General features: G+C 69.9%; 14 protein-coding genes. 4 read left to right on the top strand and 10 right to left on the bottom strand.

The genetic code is table 11. The features are described from left to right. Positions 1-134: 134 nt before the first annotated feature. The gene (locus ACI3ET_RS06240; RefSeq protein ID WP_405032125.1) at positions 135-1,088 is read right to left on the bottom strand and encodes an NAD-dependent epimerase/dehydratase family protein; all 954 of its coding nucleotides are present in this window, start codon (positions 1,086-1,088) and stop codon (positions 135-137) included. A 381-nt stretch (positions 1,089-1,469) separates the two neighbouring features. Between ACI3ET_RS06240 and ACI3ET_RS06235 the strand changes: the two genes are divergently transcribed. Together ACI3ET_RS06235 and ACI3ET_RS06230 are read left to right on the top strand one after the other, a co-directional pair. After that, complete coding sequence (locus ACI3ET_RS06235; RefSeq protein WP_405032124.1) at positions 1,470-2,903, top strand: tyrosine-protein kinase domain-containing protein; 1,434 nt, start codon at positions 1,470-1,472, stop codon at positions 2,901-2,903. A gap of 2 nt (positions 2,904-2,905) precedes the next feature. Then, positions 2,906-3,769 carry a hypothetical protein gene (locus tag ACI3ET_RS06230; RefSeq protein ID WP_405032123.1) on the top strand — a complete coding sequence of 288 codons (864 nt, stop codon included), beginning with the start codon at positions 2,906-2,908 and terminating at the stop codon, positions 3,767-3,769. On the opposite strand, the gene ACI3ET_RS06225 is transcribed toward ACI3ET_RS06230, so the two are convergent. The 7 genes from ACI3ET_RS06225 to ACI3ET_RS06195 all read right to left on the bottom strand — a co-directional run bounded on the left by ACI3ET_RS06225 (position 3,770) and on the right by ACI3ET_RS06195 (position 11,977). Beyond that, positions 3,770-4,990 (bottom strand): phenylacetate--CoA ligase family protein, encoded by a 1,221-nt coding sequence (locus tag ACI3ET_RS06225; protein WP_405032122.1) that lies wholly within the window; start codon positions 4,988-4,990, stop codon positions 3,770-3,772. It abuts the gene before it with no gap. An 11-nt stretch (positions 4,991-5,001) separates the two neighbouring features. Continuing rightward, a complete protein-coding gene (locus ACI3ET_RS06220; RefSeq protein ID WP_405032121.1) occupies positions 5,002-5,844 on the bottom strand; it encodes an ABC transporter ATP-binding protein in 843 nt (280 codons plus the stop codon). After that, positions 5,841-7,061: an ABC transporter substrate-binding protein gene (locus ACI3ET_RS06215; protein ID WP_405032120.1), complete on the bottom strand. Its 1,221-nt coding sequence runs from the start codon at positions 7,059-7,061 to the stop codon at positions 5,841-5,843. Before ACI3ET_RS06215 ends, ACI3ET_RS06220 begins: the two co-directional genes overlap by 4 nt. Positions 7,062-7,123: 62 nt before the next feature. Continuing rightward, positions 7,124-8,185, bottom strand: a complete 1,062-nt coding sequence (locus ACI3ET_RS06210) for a branched-chain amino acid ABC transporter permease (RefSeq protein ID WP_405032119.1) — start codon at positions 8,183-8,185, stop codon at positions 7,124-7,126. A gap of 6 nt (positions 8,186-8,191) precedes the next feature. Then, positions 8,192-9,064 carry a branched-chain amino acid ABC transporter permease gene (locus tag ACI3ET_RS06205; protein WP_405032118.1) on the bottom strand — a complete coding sequence of 291 codons (873 nt, stop codon included), beginning with the start codon at positions 9,062-9,064 and terminating at the stop codon, positions 8,192-8,194. Further along, a complete protein-coding gene (locus ACI3ET_RS06200) occupies positions 9,061-11,103 on the bottom strand; it encodes an AMP-binding protein (RefSeq protein ID WP_405032117.1) in 2,043 nt (680 codons plus the stop codon). Before ACI3ET_RS06200 ends, ACI3ET_RS06205 begins: the two co-directional genes overlap by 4 nt. After that, on the bottom strand, positions 11,096-11,977 hold the full coding sequence (locus ACI3ET_RS06195) for an ABC transporter ATP-binding protein (protein ID WP_405032116.1): 882 nt from the start codon (positions 11,975-11,977) through the stop codon (positions 11,096-11,098). The genes ACI3ET_RS06200 and ACI3ET_RS06195 overlap by 8 nt, the downstream gene beginning before the upstream one ends. A gap of 153 nt (positions 11,978-12,130) precedes the next feature. On the opposite strand from ACI3ET_RS06195, the gene ACI3ET_RS06190 reads away from it, so the two are divergent. Both ACI3ET_RS06190 and ACI3ET_RS06185 read left to right on the top strand, forming a co-directional pair. After that, positions 12,131-12,883 (top strand): IclR family transcriptional regulator, encoded by a 753-nt coding sequence (locus ACI3ET_RS06190; RefSeq protein WP_405032115.1) that lies wholly within the window; start codon positions 12,131-12,133, stop codon positions 12,881-12,883. Then, entirely contained in the window at positions 12,876-14,696 is a 1,821-nt protein-coding gene (locus ACI3ET_RS06185; RefSeq protein ID WP_405032114.1) for an AMP-binding protein, read from the top strand. The genes ACI3ET_RS06190 and ACI3ET_RS06185 overlap by 8 nt, the downstream gene beginning before the upstream one ends. A 90-nt stretch (positions 14,697-14,786) precedes the next feature. On the opposite strand, the gene ACI3ET_RS06180 is transcribed toward ACI3ET_RS06185, so the two are convergent. Together ACI3ET_RS06180 and ACI3ET_RS06175 are read right to left on the bottom strand one after the other, a co-directional pair. Beyond that, positions 14,787-15,224 carry an META domain-containing protein gene (locus ACI3ET_RS06180; protein WP_405032113.1) on the bottom strand — a complete coding sequence of 146 codons (438 nt, stop codon included), beginning with the start codon at positions 15,222-15,224 and terminating at the stop codon, positions 14,787-14,789. 79 nt (positions 15,225-15,303) lie between these two features. Beyond that, a complete protein-coding gene (locus ACI3ET_RS06175) occupies positions 15,304-16,551 on the bottom strand; it encodes an ATP-grasp domain-containing protein (protein ID WP_405032112.1) in 1,248 nt (415 codons plus the stop codon). Between the last annotated feature and the right edge of the window lie 102 nt (positions 16,552-16,653).

The raw sequence follows: 16,653 nt of genomic DNA, 5'->3' as shown, positions 1-16,653 counted from the left end.
GACCACACCCGCGTTGATGTCGAACCCGAGGACCTTCTTCCCAGCCCGGGTGGCCTCCTGCGCCAGTGGCAGGCCGACATAGCCCAGTCCGATGATGACAGCATCCACAGCCACGATGGGTCGACTCTCCATGATCAGTGCAAGTCCGTCGAGCGAAGTGCGGGAAGGTCATTGATGAACCAGTTGAGGGTTTGACGAAGACCTTCCCCCAACGGCACCGCCTCGACATCAGGAAACAGAGACCTGAGGGTCGCGTTGTCAGCTTGGGAGTGCGGGACGTCGCCAACGCGCGGGGGCTGGTGAATTACAGAAGGATTCTCACCCGAGGTCCGTCGGATCTCATCGATGAGGGCCATGAGGGACACGTTGGTGCCGAAAGCAAGGTTGACGGGCTCCGTGTGCACCACACGTCGCACTGCTGCATCAAGGAGTGTGCGGCAGACGGTGCCGACGAATGTGAAATCACGCGAGTTTGAACCGTCGCCGTTGATCGGAAGGGGCAGCTTCTGAAGCAGGTGCTCGAGGAAAATGGGAATGACCGCGGCGTAGACGTGCCCCGGCATCTGCCCAGGCCCATATACGTTAAAGAACCGGAACGCGAGCGTCTCCAGGCCGAATGACTGCTGAGCCGCCAACGCGTACTGCTCGGCAGCAATCTTACTGACCGCATAGGGGCTCATGGCGCGGATCCACTCGCGCTCCGATTTCGGCATCGCCGGGTTCATGCCATAAACAGACGAAGACGACGCCACTGTTAGGTGGGGACCTCCAGCGGCGCGGACTGCCTCGATGACGCGTAGCGTGCCCGTGGCGTTGGCCTCGTGAGTGGCAGCTGGGTCCGCGATGCTGCGGGGAACCGATCCTAGGGCGCTGAGGTGGGTGACGGCATCGACGTCCTGTACTGCCCGTGACAAGGCATGCTCATCCAGGATGGATGCCTCGTGGAAGTCAACGTCCAGGCCCTCGACGTTGTGCCGATAACCAGTGGACAGATCGTCGATGATGACCACGTGATGGCCGTGGTCGAGGGCCAGTCGGGCTAGGTTGGACCCGATGAACCCGGCCCCACCAGTAATAAGCAAGCGCATGCGAGATCCCGATCTTGGTCGCAGATGGACAGAGGCACGGGGTCCGGCCCCCATACACTCGGGAGAGTGTATGCGGAGTCGCGACTGATCCCAATCTGGTGAGCGCGCGAGCACTCACCGACTTCCTCGGCCCAGTGAGACTGTTGACGCGCCGGATCTTGCCGCGGAGTACTACCTTGCCGGCGACGTCCTGCTGGCAGGACGAGGTGCCCGAGCGCTAGCACTCTACCAACACTGGCGGCGACCTGTACCCGCGCCAACCCGGCAGGCTCAGCCGACCCGAGCCACGATCGAACACATACGCTGGATGTGAGGGCTGCCATGGCTGTCGGGTAGATTGACCTCGTTTTGTCTCTGCCTCTACCGAGCCCAGGATCCCCCATGGAACTCTCTGACTACTTGCGCATCGTCCGTCGCAGCTGGCGTCTCGCCGTCGCCATCCTGCTGGCCACGATTGTCGTCGCTGCCCTGATGACGGTCCTGGCTCCGCGTGAGTACCGCGCCGAGGCTGAGCTGTTCGTCTCCACCGCTGGGGGTGACGGCGTCTCGGACCTGGCCCAGGGGGGGTCCTTCACGCAGCGTCAGGTGGCCACCTACGCCGACATCATGACGACGCCGGTTGTGCTCGACCCCGTCATCGACGATCTGGGGCTCGAGGACTCGGCGAGCGCGTTGGCTCACCGTGTCACAGCGACGGTGCCGCCGAACACCGTGCTGATCGACGTCGCCGTCGTAGACAGAGATCCTGCCGCCGCCGCGGAGATCGCCAATGCGATCGCTGTGCAGTTCACCGAGACGGTCCAGGAACTCGAGCGGGTGGACCCGGAGGCTGACAGTGCCGTGAAGGCGACGGTCGTGCAGTCCGCCTCGTCGCCTCAAGATCCTGCCAGCCCCGACCCCCTGCGCAACCTAGCGCTGGCGATCGTGCTAGGGCTGCTGCTCGGCATCGGGCTCGCCATCCTGCGCGACCTGATGGACACCCGGGTGCGCGGTGAAGCAGACCTGGCGCGCGTCACGGACGAGCCCACGCTCGGCACCATCGCCTTCGACAAGGACGCACCCGTCCACCCGCTGGTGATCGAGATCGACCCCCACAGTCCGCGTGCCGAGGCGTTCCGGGCGCTGCGGACCAATCTGATGTATCTGGACCCGGACGACCAGCCGACGGTCATGATGGTGACCTCGTCCGTTCCCGGAGAGGGAAAGAGCACGACAGCCGCCAACCTCGCGCTCACCATCGCCGAGACGGGATCCACCATCTGTCTCATCGAGGGTGACCTCCGTCGACCCCGACTTCTCGACTACATGGGCCTGGAGAACGCTGTCGGCGTGACCGACGTGATCGTAGGTCGCGCCGAGCTTGAGGACGTGCTGCAGCCTTACGTCGAGGGGCTCCAGGTCCTTGGCTGCGGACCCGTCCCCCCGAATCCGAGCGAGTTGCTCGGATCTGCTGCGATGGAGCGGCTTCTTGAGCGTCTCAAGCAACAGTTCGATTTCGTGCTCATCGACGCTCCCCCGCTGCTGGCCGTGACGGACGCCGCGATCCTGTCGACCCTGACAGACGGCGCCCTCGTCGTCGTCGGGGCCGACGTCGTCAGGCGGGATGAGCTTGAGCGAGCTCTCGCCACGCTGGAGCGCGTGGGAGGGAAGGTCCTGGGTCTGGTGGCGAACCGACTGCCAGCACAGGGGCCCGACGCCTACCGCTACTCCTACGGTGACTACCGCCCCGACACGCAGCTCGAGGGTCGTGGCCGGCGCGAGCGATCGCGACGGTCCCGCCACAAGACCTCGCAGGTTCCCGTCGCCCAGGGCTGATCGTGGAACTCTCGACCCGCGCTCAGAATGCCTTCGTCGTTGGCCTTGCTGCGCTTGCCGTCGGGACGTCGGCCCTCGCCGTGTGGACCGTCAACCGGCCGCATCCCTCGCTCTCTGATTTGTCGCCGGAGCCTCGGGCAGCGCCTGCCACGGCGCAGGGCGGTAGCGACGAGCCCGTGACCTCGGGGCCAGATACTAGGACGGCGACCGAGGACGCGACGGCCACCAGCACTGCGGAGCCGTCAGAGTCAGCGGACGAGGCCACCGATGAGCCACCTGCCAGGAACCCGCCGTCAGTCGAGGGGTGGGTGGAGGCCTGGGCCGACGAGGCGGACGTCCTCGTGATCGGGGACGGCTACAGCAATATGCCCACCCAATGGGTGCAGCTGTGGGGGCGCGACCAAGGTCAGATTCGCCCCGTGGAGATCCACCACTGGGGCGAGTCGCGGGACGTCACGTTCAACGACCCCATCCCCCTGTCAGACATGGAGGGTGCGCGGCTCACGATCTGGAGTGCAGGCCGTGCGGGATCGACCATCGCGGCGGCGGCACAGCGGGTGGACCGGTTCGTCGAGGAGGCCGCTGCCTTGGAGGCTGTCCTCGTCTCCCTCGGGCTTAGCAGCGCCAACGAAGACGTCGCCGCCTCCCTCGACCGGCTCATCGACGAGATCGACGAGGACCTGCCGGTGCTCATCGCCGTCGGCCCGTCAGGCCTCTACCAGCCCGGTGTGGGTAACGCGATGCTGGAGTGGGCCGAGGACAACGACGACCGCGTGTCAGTCGTGGACCTGCGCGACGTCGCTCCTGAGAACCCGACCGCGGAGCAGTGGGCCAGGGCCTTCCAGCAGGCGATCTCCGAGGGCTGATCAGCTCCAGTCGCGCCGGTCCACGAGCGAGCCGTCACCCTCCTCGAGCGACTCGACCGAGCGCACCTCGGTGCTGAAGCGCAGCCCGTCCCGCACCGCAGCGGCGACCGCCTGCTCCAGGGCAGCCTTGTCGGCACCGTCAGCAGGCACGACCTCGCACCGCATCTTGTCGACGTGGTTCTCTCGCTCGATCACGAAGCGGTAGTCCGCCACCCCCTCGACGCCCGCCATGACGGACTCGACCTGCCTCGGGTGCAGGAACATCCCACGCACCTTGATCGCCTGGCCCACCCGACCGAGCACGCCGCGCAGGCGCAGCGACCCGTCTGGGCCGAGCGTCCACGCCGACAGGTCGCCGGTGCCGAAGCGCACCAGGGGATAGTCGGCGCGCAGGAGCGTGACGACGACCTCGCCCTCGGTGCCGTCGGTCAGCGGCGCGCCGGTGCCGATCTCGCAGACCTGCACGTGCACGCCGTCGGCGAGCGCCAGGCCGTTGCCGGGCTCCTCGTCCGCCGGCTCCCAGGCCAGCAGCCCGGTCTCCCCCGTGCCGTAGGCCATCCGCACGTGCGGCACCCGCTCGGCCAGCAGCGCCCGCAGCGAGTCCGGCAGGGGCTCGGCCGTCATCAGCGCCCGCTCCAGCCGCCACGCCGCCGGGTCCAGGCCGGCGTCGTCGAAGCGGTCGATGAGCGCCTTGAGGTAGGACGGCAGGCCGGTGTAGGCCGTGACGCCCAGGTCCGCGATGAGGCGCACCTGCAGGTCCTGCGCCCCGATGCCCGCCGGCACCACCGCGGCGCCGACCGAGCGCGCGCCCTGCTCGAGCATCGCGCCCGCCGGGGACAGGTGGTAGCCGAAGCAGTTGATCACGATGTCGCCCGTGCCGACACCCAGGTCGGCCAGCGCCTGGCCCCAGCGCCAGTCGGCGCCCTCCAGCTGCGGCTCGTAGAGCGGGCCGGGCGAGGTGAACCAGCGCGCCACGTCAGCGTCCGGGTCCAGCAGCCCGCCGTGCGGCGGGTCGGCCCGCTGCAGCTCCACGAGGTCGTCCTTGGCCAGCACCGGGAGCGCGTCCAACCCGCCGGGACGGCATACCTCCTCGGGCGTCAGGCCCGCCCGCTCTAGCCGGGCCGCGAAGCCCGGCACCCGCTGCGCCGCCCGGGCCACCAGCTCCGACAGCGCCGGTGCCAGGCCCTCCTCGCGCGCCCGCAGCGCGGCCTCGATAGACATGGTGGGCCCTTTCACAGCCAGCGCTTGCGGCGCTTGTAGTGCTTGACGTCGCGGTAGGACTTGCGCCCGCCCTCTTCACCGAGGCCGAGGTAGAACTCCTTGACGTCGGGGTTCTCCCGCAGCTCGGCCGCGGGCCCGTCGAGCACGATCCGCCCCTGCTCCATGATGTAGCCGTGGTCGGCCACGTCCAGGGCGCGGCGGGCGTTCTGCTCGATGACCAGCACCGTCAGCCCGGTCTCGTCGTTGAGGCGCTTGATGTAGCCGAAGATCTCCTGCACCAGCAGCGGCGCCAGGCCCAGCGACGGCTCGTCCAGCATGAGCAGTGTCGGTTTGGCCATCAGCGCCCGGCCGATCGCCAGCATCTGCTGCTCGCCGCCGGAGAGGTAGCCCGCGATCCGCTGCCGCATGTCCGCGAGCTTGGGGAAGTAGGTGTAGACCATGTCGAGGTCCGCGCCGGTGTCCTTCTGCGTGTAGGCCCCGGCGACGAGGTTCTCGGCGATGGACAGGTGCTCGAAGACGTGCCGGCCCTCCATGCACAGGCTCATCCCGTTCTTGACGCGGTCGGCCGCGTCCATCCGGGTGATGTCCTGCCCGTCGAAGACGATCGACCCGTCGGTCACCTCGCCGTGCTCGCTCGGCAGCAGCCCGGAGACCGCCTTGAGCGTCGTGGACTTGCCGGCCCCGTTGGAGCCGAGCAGGGCCACGATCTGGCCGCGCGGCACCTCCAGGGAGAGGCCGCGCAGCACCAGGATCACGTCGTCGTAGATGACCTCGACGTTGTTGAGCGTCAGCAGGGCCCCGCCGGGGGCGGCGGTGGCCGCCCCCGACGTCGCCGGTCCTGCGACCGTGCTCATGGCGTGGCGCCCGCCTCGACCTCGACCATCGCGCCGCCCTCGGCGCGGTAGACGCCCGAGGAGGTGGAGCCGCGGTGGGACTCGGCGGAGAACTCGACGGTGCCGTCACCGATGAGGCCCTCGGTGTCGATGGCACCCATCGTCTCCAGCGCCTCCTTCAGCGCCGGCCCGGTGACCTCGTCCTCCTCCTCGAGGACCTTCGCCATCCCCTGGGCCATGACGTCCATGACGGCCCAGCCCTGGACCCAGGCGGCGCCCTTGTCGTCGATCGACTCGCCCTCCTCCTCGAGGTAGGCCGAGATCGTCTCGTGGCCCGGCTTCTCCGAGCTCACGGGGGCGAACGGCTGGACGAGCATGTGGCCCTCGGCTGCCTCGTCGCCGGCGGTGGTGATGAACAGCTCGTTGGCGCACCAGTTGAGGCAGACGATCTTCATGTCCAGGCCCTGGTCCTTGATGTCCTTGGCGACCTGCGCCGCCGGGGAGGCGACGTGCTGGATGACGATGTACTCCGCGCCCTGGCTCTTGGCCTGCGAGAGCAGGCCGACGAAGTTGGCGCCCGTCGGCATCGGGTAGGACGCGTAGCCCAGGTCGTAGCCCTGCTCGTCGATCCAGGCCTCGCCGTCGGCGACCGGCGCCTGGCCGAACGGGCTGTCGGAGTGGAACACCGCGACCTCTCCGGCGCCGCCGGAGTCCTCGTTGATCCAGTTGAGCGCGATGCGCATCTGGTCGGAGTAGGTCGGGGCGACGACGAAGTTGTAGGGGGACTCCTCCGGGTCGGCCAGCGGCTCGGCGAAGCTGCCGGACATGAACGGCAGCTCGTCGTTCGCGACCTTGGTACGCAGCGCCTCCGTGTCGCCGGTGCCCCAGCCCTGGATGGCGACGACGCCGTCGTTGACGTACTGCTTGTAGAGCTGCTCGGCCTTGGGGACCTCGTAGGCGTAGTCGTTGGAGGCGGCGTCGATCGGGTGGCCGTCGATGCCGCCGTCGGCGTTGCGGTAGTCGATGTAGGCCAGCATGCCCTCGTTGTAGGGCGTGCCCACGTCGCCGGTGGCGCCGGTGAGGTCGGCGATGATGCCGATCTTGATGGGGGTGGCGTCGCCGCCGCCCCCGGTGGCGGCGCCGTCGCCGTCACCGTCGCCGGAGTCGCTGCCGCAGGCGGCGAGCGCGAGGGTCATGGCCGAGGCTGCGGCGACGACCTTGAGGATGGAACGGTTCATGGGTGGAGCTCCTTGTCGATCGGGTCGGGTATGGCGTGAGGCTGGGTTTTCAGGGGGTGCAGCTAGTAGCGGAACGGCCAGTAGCGGACGTAGTCCTTGGCCCGTTGCCAGAGTCTGGCGAGGCCGCGGGGCTCGAGGATCAGGAAGGCGATGATGACCAGGCCGAAGACGGCGTTCTGCACGGCGGGCAGCTGGGCGGACAGGACCGGGACCGCGCCGCCCCACGCGTCCGCGGCATACCGGATCAGCACGGGCAGCAGGCTGATGAAGATCGCGCCGTAGACGGCGCCGGAGATGCTCCCCAGTCCGCCGACGATGATCATCGCCAGGTAGGTGATCGAGACGTCGAGGGTGAAGCGCTCCCAGGAGACGATCTCGGTGTAGTGGGCGGTGAGGGCGCCGGCCAGGCCGACGTAGGCGCTGGAGACGGCGAAGGCGGTGAGCTTGGCGCGGGTGATGTTGACGCCGATCGCCTCGGCCGCGATGTCCTGGTCGCGGACCGCCATGAACGAGCGGCCCAGGCCGGTGCGGAAGAGGTTGCGGGCGGCGACGACGGCGACGATCGTGATGATGACGAGGATCCAGTACCACTGCTGCTCGAAGCTGGCCCGGTCGATGCGGAAGCCGAGGACCTCCAGGCGGGCGACGTCGATGTAGCCCTGGCCCTCGGTCAGCCAGCCCCAGCGGCGGATGACGAACTCGATGATCTGCTGGCTGGCCAGGGTGGCGATCGCGAGGTAGAGGCCCTTGAGCCGCAGGCCCGGCAGCCCGAAGAAGGTGCCGACGACGGCGGTGAGCAGGACCGCGATGACGATCGCGAGCGGGACGGGCAGGCCGTAGCGGTCGGCGAGGATCGCCGAGGAGTAGGCGCCGACGGCGAGGAAGCCGCCCTGGCCGAGGCTGATCTGGCCGGTGTAGCCGACGAGGATGTTGAGGCCGACGGCGCCGATGATCGCGATGAGGATGACGTTGGCGATCGAGAGCCAGTAGTTGTCGAGGACGAACGGCAGCACGACGACGAGCAGGAGCATGAGGCCGAGGCGGACGTACTCCGCCTTCGTCGCCCGCAGCGCGAGCTCGGAGGTGTAGGACCGGTGGTGGATGCCGGTGGCGGTCGCAGCCATGTCAGGTCACACCCTCTCGATGCGGGTCTCGCCGAAGATCCCGTAGGGCTTGACGAGGAGGATGAGGACGAGGACGACGTAGGGGATGACCGTGGCCAGCCCGGGGTCGAGGTAGCCGGAGACGAACTGGGTCAGCAGCCCGATCGTCAGGCCGCCGACGATGGTGCCGGGCACCGAGTCGAGGCCGCCGAGGATGACGACGGGGAAGACCATGAGGCCGAAGGCGGCGATGTTCTGGTCGACCGCGGAGATCTCGGCGACCAGCACACCGGCGATGAAGGCGCTGACGGCAGCGAGCGCCCAGGCCATCGCGAAGATCCTGCGCACCGAGATGCCCATCGTCATCGCGGCCTGCTGGTCGTCGGCGACCGCCCGCATCGCGATGCCGTGCTTGGAGCGGCGGAAGAAGATCGTGAACGCGGTGAGGACGATGGCGGCGATGAGGACGACGAGGAGGCGGTTGACCGGCAGCGTCGCGCCGAAGAAGCTCACCGAGCCCTGGGGCAGGATGTTGGGCTGCGACTTGGGGGAGGTGCCGTAGAACATCTGCACGATCGCCTTGAGCAGCGCCGACAGGCCGATCGTCACCATGATGATGCTGATCGGCTCCTCCCCGATCATCGGCCGCAGGATGAGCCGCTCGACGAGGATGCCGACGAGGGTGGCGGCGACGACGCCGACCACCACCGCCAGGACCATCGGCAGGGCGAACACCACGAACGCGGTGTAGAACATGTAGGCGCCGATGAGGAGGAACTCCCCCTGGGCGAAGTTGATGACGCCGGTGGCCTTGTAGATGAGGACGAAGCCGAGCGCGGCGAGCGCGAGGATCGCGCCGTCGGCCAGGCCGTAGGCCAGCAGGTTGATGAAGGTGCTCATCGGCGACCGCTCCAGACGGGACGACGACCCCGGCCCTCCGGGATCGAGTAGGTGGTCAGGTCGAAGATCCGCAGCGTCAGCTCGCGCTCGACGCTCGAGCCGTCCTGGTAGGTGATCCGGCTCCGGACGTGGACGTCGTCCTCACCCCGCTGCAGGGCCGCGATGATGTCGCCGTACCGGTCGGCGATGACGTTGCGCCGCACCTTGCGGGTGCGGGTGATCTCGTCGTCGTCGGGGTCGAACTGCTTGTGGAGCAGGACGAAGCGCCGGACCCGGATCGTCTCGGGCAGGTCCTCGTTGGCCCGCTTGGTCTCCTCGGCGACGAGCTCGTAGACCTCCGGCTTGCCGGCGAGGTCGGTGTAGGTCGTGTACGACAGCCGCTCGTGCTCGGCCCAGGAGCCGACGGTGGCCGGGTCGAGGGTGATGAGCGCGGTCATGCCGTCACCCCCGACCTCCGGCGCGAAGACGACGGCCTCCTCGACGTAAGGGCTGAACTTCAGCTTGTTCTCGATGAACGCGCTGGAGTAGCGGGTGCCGTCGGCCGCGGTGAGCACGTCCTTCTGGCGGTCGATGACCACGAGGTGGTCGTGCTCGTCGAGGAAGCCGGCGTCGCCGGTGTGCAGCCAGCCCTGGCGGTCGACGGCCTCGGCGGTGGCCTCGGGGTTGCGGTGGTAGCCGCGGAAGACCGACGCAGAGCGCAGCAGGATCTCGCCGTCCTCGTTGATCCGCAGCTCGGTGCCGGCGATCGGGGTGCCGACGGTGTTGAAGGCGATGTCGTCGTCGCGGTGGACGACGGCGATGCCGCAGATCTCGGTCTGGCCGTAGATCTGCTTGAGGTTGACGCCGATCGCGTGGAAGAAGCGGAAGACGTCGGGGCCCAGCGGGGCGCCACCGGTGTAGCAGCGCTTGATCCGGGCCAGGCCGAGCTGGTCGCGGACCGGGCGGGTGGCGACCTGGTCGGCCACCAGGTGGGCCAGCCGCAGGCCCGGGCCGGGCTTCTTGCCGGTGACCCGCATCGCGGCCACCTTGTCGCCCACGTCATACCCCCACCCGAAGACGGAGCGCTTGAGGCGGCCGGCCTCGTCGATGCGGACCTGGACCTCGGAGAGCATCGACTCCCAGATGCGCGGCGGGGAGAACATGACGTCCGGGCCGATCTCGCGCAGGTCGGCCCGCTGGGTGGCCGAGTCCTCCGGGAAGGACAGGGTCAGGCCGCGGGAGAGGCCGCAGGCGACCGCGAGCATCTGCTCGCCGATCCAGGCGAAGGGCAGGAAGGAGACGTAGCGGTCCTTGGGGCCGATCGGGTCGACCTCGGTGAGGTGGTCGGCCATCGCCAGCAGGTTGGTGTGCGACAGCTCGCCGAGCTTGGGGCGCGAGGTCGTGCCGGAGGTGGTGCAGATGACCGCGATGTCGTCGGGCCGGCCGGCCTCGACCTGCTTGTCGAGCCAGCCCGCGCGCTGCGCGCCCCACTCCCGGCCCCGTTCCTCGAGGTCGGTGAACTCCATGAGCCACTCGTCGTCGTACGCCTCCAGCCCGTGGGGGTCGTAGTAGACGACGTGCTCGACGAGCAGCGGCTCCTCCCCCGCCTCGAGCTCGCGGCCGCGCTCCTCCTCGCGCAGGCGCAGCAGCTTGTCGACCTGCTCCTGGTCCTCGCAGATGACGACGCGGCTGGCGGCGGTGGTGAGGATGTGGCGCAGCTCCTCACCGATCGAGGTGGGGTAGATGCCGACGACGGAGGCGCCGATGCTCTGCGTGCCGAGCTCGGCGATGAGCCACTCCGGGCGGTTGTCGCCCAGGACCGCGACGATGTCGCCGCGCTTCACGCCGAGGGAGGCCAGCCCGTGGGCGGTCTCGGCGACGCGCTCGGCATACTCCGCCCAGGTGATGGGCTGCCAGATGCCGTAGCGCTTCTCCTGCATGGCCACCGCGGTGGGGGTGGTGGAGGCGAGGTGGCGCAGGAGGCGGGGGAAGGTGCTCCCACGGGAGGCTCCGCCCCCCGTGTCCCCCCCGGACACCACGCCCTTCGTCGGCTCAGCCACGGGGGGCCTCCTCGTCCTCGGCGCCGAGGTAGGCCTCGACGACGGCCGGCTCGGCCTTGACCTCGTCGGGCGTGCCGTCGGCGATGAGCTTGCCGAAGTCGAGGACGCTGACCCGGTCGGAGATGTCCATGACGACGTTCATGTCGTGCTCGATGAGGACGACGCTGACGCCGGCGAGCTCGTGGACGTCGAGGACGTAGCGGGCCATGTCCTCCTTCTCCTCGGCGTTCATGCCGGCCATCGGCTCGTCGAGCAGGAGCAGGGTGGGCTGCAGGCACAGCGCGCGGCCGAGCTCGACCCGCTTCTGGATGCCGTAGGCGAGCGAGCCGACCGACTGGTTGCGGAAGGGCTGCAGCTGGAGCAGGTCGATGACCTCCTCGACGAGCTGGCGGTGCTCGATCTCCTGGCGACGGGCGGGGCCGAACCACAGCATCGACTTCAGCACCGAGTGGTCCATGTGGATGTGCCGGCCGAGCATGAGGTTCTCCAGCACCGAGAGGTGGGAGAAGAGCTCGATGTTCTGGAAGGAGCGGGCCACGCCGAGGCGGGCGACGCGGTGCGGCGGGAGCTGGGTCAGCAGGTGGTGGCCCTCGGGGACGGCCTTGCCGCCGACGCTCTCACCGCCACCGGTGTGCAGGCGGATCGCGCCCTCCTGCGGGTGGTAGATGCCGCTGACGCAGTTGAGGAGGCTGGACTTGCCGGCGCCGTTGGGGCCGATGATCGCGTGGATGTCGCCCTGGGTGACGGTGAACGACACGTCGGTGAGGGCCTTGACCCCGCCGAAGCGCAGCGAGATGTTGTCGACCTCGAGCAGCGGCAGGCCGACGGGCCGGCTGCTGCCGTTGAGCGAGTGCTGATAGCTGCGGGTGAGCACGGGCTCTCCCTCCTTGCGGTCGACGATGATCGAAGGCGTGCGGGGCTTCCGGGTACGACTCTAGGGTTTCCACTATCTGGAAAGCAAGTGCATCTGGACGGAATCTTTCACCGATCTTTGTCAGGAGGGGTCGCCGTAGTGGAAGATGCCTCCATGAGCAACGGAGACGGACCGGCCGGTCGAGGTGGCCTCGGCACGGTGCGCAACGCCGTCCAGCTGCTCGAGCTGCTCGGCCAGGGACCCGCCTACCAGCAGCTGACCGACCTCGCCGAGCGCAGCCAGATGTCGATCCCGACCGTGCACCGGCTGCTGCGCTCCCTCGTCCTGGCCGACCTCGTCGTGCAGGACCCGCGCTCCTCCCGCTACGGCCTGGGGCCCGAGCTGACCCGCCTCTCCCACCAGTACCTCTCCCGCCTCCCCCTCCTCGGCGCCCTCGCCCCCTACCTGCCGCAGCTGCGCGACCAGCTCGGCGCGACCGTGCACGTCCAGACGCTCGTGCGGGGCGAGGTCGTGTATGTCGACCGCGTCGAGGCCGCGGACCGCAGCCCCTACCGCGACGCGCACCGCGTGCACCCGGCGCTCGACTCGGCGGGCGGCCGGCTGCTGGCGGCGCGGGCCGAGGACGACGGGTGGGAGCGGGCGCTCGAGGCGGCGGGGCCTGGGGAGGCTGCCGTGGCGCGGGCCTCCCGGTCGGAGTGGGCCGCGGCCGACCACCTGGCGCTGGCGCCCGACGACCCGATGCTGCCGGCCGAGGTCGCGGTGCCTGTGGTGGACGGCCAGGGCGTCACGGTCGGTGCGCTCGCGGCCGACGTCGACGATCCTGGTGACGAGGCACGGGTGGCGACGGTCGCCGCCCACCTCGCACGGACGGCGCGGGCCGCAGGAAGGACGTTGGGACATGCGTGAAGGGCTGGACGCTCCCCCACCCGAGGACTGGGCGACCCTCGCAGACGAGCTCGGCCTCCTCACGCCATACCGGGAGGTGTGGAGCCCCGGCGCGCGGTCCGGCGCGTGGTTCCCCGGGGGCCGGCTCAACCTGTCGGTGTCGTGCGTCGAGCGGCACGTGGCGGCGCGCGGCGAGCAGGTTGCGCTGCACTGGGAGGGCGAGCCGGGCGACCGGCGCAGCCTGACGTTCGCGGAGCTGCACGAGCAGGTGGTGGCGCTGTCCCGGTCGCTGCGGGCGATGGGCGTCGGCGTGGGCGACCGGGTCGGGCTGCACCTGGGGTGGCTGCCCGAGACCGTCGTGGCGATGCTGGCCTGCGCGCGGATCGGGGCCGTCCACACCGTGCTGCCGGCGCCGCTGCCGGTGGAGCCGCTGGCCGACCGGCTGGCGCAGCTGGACCTCAAGGTGCTGTTCACGCAGGACGGGGCGTGGCGGCACGGGACGGTGCTGCCGCTCAAGGCGCGCGCCGACGAGGCGATGCACGCCGCGCCGAGCATCCAGCACACGATCGTGGTGCGGCGCACGGGGATGGACGTCTCGTGGTTCGAGGGCGACCGCTGGCTGCACGACCTCGTCGCGACCACGCGGCCGGGGCAGGCACTGGAGGACGGGCACGCCGTGTCGCTGCCCGTGGACCACCCGGTCGCGACCGTGCCGCTGGCGACCCGCGGCGGGCAGCCGGTGTCGATCGTTCACGGGACCGGGACGATGCTCGCGGGGGCGATGGCGGTGCACCGGCACCTGTCGACCGGGGGGCCGTTCTGGTGCGCGGGCGACATCGCGTGGGCGGTGACGCAGTTCCACGGGATCTACGGGCCGCTGGCCTGGGGGAACACGACGGTGATGTACGAGGGGACGCTGGACGTCCCCCACCACCAGCGGGCCTGGGAGATCATCCGGCGGTACGGCGTCGAGGTGCTGCTCACGAGCCCGTCGGTGATCCGGACGGTGCGCGGGTGGGCGCGCGAGATGCCGGAGGTGTCGGCGCTGCCGACGCTGCGGCGGGTCGCGACGGCCGGCGAGCCGGTCGAGCCGGAGCTGGCCGAGTGGCTGGCGCACGCGTTCGGCGGGCGTGACCTGGAGGTGGCCGACGCGTGGGGGCAGCTGGAGCTGGGCGGGATCGTGCGGGTGACGGGGCTGGGTGGGACTACTCCCCTCCCCGACGTGGGCCTCGACGTCGTCGACCCCGAGGGCCGGCCGGTGGTGGACGAGCCGGGGGAGGTCGTGCTGCGGCGGCCGTGGGCCGGGACGATGGTGGGGGTCGAGGGCGAGCAGGCGGAGGTGCCCGAGGCCCACTGGACGCGACACCCCGGCGTCTACGCCACCGGGGACCTGGCGCAGTGGCGGCCGGACGGTGAGCTGGAGTTCCTGGGTCGGACGGACGACGTGGTGTCGATCTCGGGGCAGCTCGTGTCGTTGCGCGAGGTCCGTGCGGTGCTGACCGACCACCCGTATGTCGACCGCGCCGACGTGACGTGGCGCAAGGACCCGGAGCTGGGGCGGGCGATCGTCGGGGCGGTGACCCTGGCCGACGCCGCGGGGCCGGACCCCGACCTCGACGCGGTCGCAGTGGAGCTGATGGAGACGGTGCGCGAGGTGCTCGGCGGGCTGGCGCGGCCGCGGGGGCTGCTGGTGGTGGACCGGTTCGGCGAGGAGCTCGGCCGCACCGCGCGCGCCCAGGCCATCGCGGTGCTGGCGACGCCGGACCGCCGGGGTGCGCCGAGGTCCGTGACGTGGGAGCAGGTGCTGGCCGCCGCTGGTCATCCCGTGGGGTGAGCGGGGTGACCGGGAGCGGGTGGTGAGCGGGCCGGGGCCGAGCTGGCGGAGCGTGGGGTCGATGCTGCCGCGTGGTCAGGGTGCGGGGATTCAGGGTGCGGGGACGAGGACGAGGAGGGTGCCGCCCTCGGCGTCGGACAGGCGGAGCTTCGTGTCCACGACCTCGTAGCGGTGGGTCGCCTCGAGCGCGTCGAGGAACGCGCGCTCCTGGGCCATCGCCGCCGGGGAGCCGCCCATCTCGGTGTAGGTGAGCGGACCGAACTCGAAGGTCCCGTCGCCGCGCCACGTGTAGCTGCCGCTGAAGGTGTTCACGCCGGTGTAGCCGCTGACGTCGCCGCCGTCGAGAGTCATCGCGGGGACGGAGCCCGGGTCCGTGCCGCTGGGGCTTGCTGCGTCACCGAACGACTCCAGCTGCCAGTTCCCGTCCAGCGCCTCGTTGCGCCCGCCGCCGAGCACGCCGCATCCGGCGAGGGCGATCGAGAGCACCGCGACAAGCGCAACTCCGAGAAGGGCCCGGAACGCCTTCATGGGATCGAGCGTCGTCGTGCTGGTCGCAGGGTGGCGGAAGCCCGACGCGTCCGGGGACAACCCCGCGCGCCGGGTGGGGTCAGCGGAGGTTCTGCTGGTCGCTCACCCACATGCCCGTGAGGCCACGGAAGTGCGCGATGAACTTGTCGTGCTCGTGCGCGGGGTAGGTCACGCGCACGGTGTCGACGAGGAGCGTGTCGAAGGCGTTCGAGCCGACCCACTCCAGGACGCGCTCGGGGAGGTGGGCGAGGTTGGTGTCGCACCACTCGTGGTAGCGGTCGGTGTCGAGGTCGGCGTCGGCGAGCGCCCGGTAGGCCTGCATCTTCTCCAGGTAGGTGCGCTCCGGGTCGTCGGCGATGTCGAAGTAGGTGCGGGGGTCGCGGACGCCGATCTTGGCCCTGCGGCCGGTCACCAGGCAGTAGGTCGACCAGCGCACCAGGGCGGTGATCGCCCACGGGAAGTAGTAGTGCAGCGAGGTCACGGCCACGTCCGGGCAGGCGTTGGCGTAGTCGATCGGGTGGACGTCGTCGCCCTTGACCAGCATCTCCGCGCTGTTGAACTCCCACCCGAAGAAGGAGTTGACCACCTTGCTGACCGTCTCCGCCTCCCACCCGGCCTGCGGGGACAGGAAGTCGTGCGTGACGGCATACCGGGAGTGCATGGGCTCGCCGGGGCGGAAGTCCATGACCATCGTCTCCGGGCCGATCGACAGGGCCCGGGCGAAGTGCTCGTAGTCGACGGTGGCCTGCAGGTGCATGAGCATGTTGCCGGACTCGTCGTAGGAGCGGTGCAGGCTCTCCACGTCGTCGACGCGCGAGACGCCGCGCCAGCCGCCGCCGTCGAAGGGCTTCATGTAGAGCGGGTAGCCGACCTCCGCGGCGATCGACTCCAGGTCGAACGGGTCGTTGTAGCGCTCGGAGGTGTAGGCCCAGCGCACGTTGTCGACCGGGTTCTTGTAGGGCACGAGCACGGTCTTGGGGATCTTCATGCCCAGGCGCAGCATCGCGCAGTAGGCGCTGTGCTTCTCCATCGCCTGGAACGTGAAGGGGCTGTTGAGCAGGTAGGTGTCGTTCATCAGCGACGCCTTCTTGAGCCACTCGCGCGGGTGGTAGTACCAGTAGGCGAGGCGGTCGATGACCAGGCCGTGGCGCACGTCGTCGGTGAGGTCGAAGGGGTGGATCCGGACCCGCTCGGTGCTGAGCGAGTGGGTCGCGCCGTCGACCTTCAGCGGTCCCACCATGGTCAGGATCGACTCGAAGGCGCGGGGCCAGTCCTCCTCCGCCCCGAGCAGCAGGCCGATCAGGTGGGTCCGCACGTCGTTGGCCATGGCCGGAACGTTAGCGGTTCGGTGCGGCGGGTGCACGCATGCACCCGCCGCCGCGCGGCCTCAGCAGAACCGGGGCAGGTGGTTGGGCCACTGCTTTTTCCA

The sequence above is a fragment of the Ornithinimicrobium jinqii genome (assembly GCF_045032595.1).
Classification (GTDB): Bacteria; Actinomycetota; Actinomycetes; order Actinomycetales; family Dermatophilaceae; genus Ornithinicoccus.
This window is presented reverse-complemented; position numbering and strand designations above follow the sequence as displayed.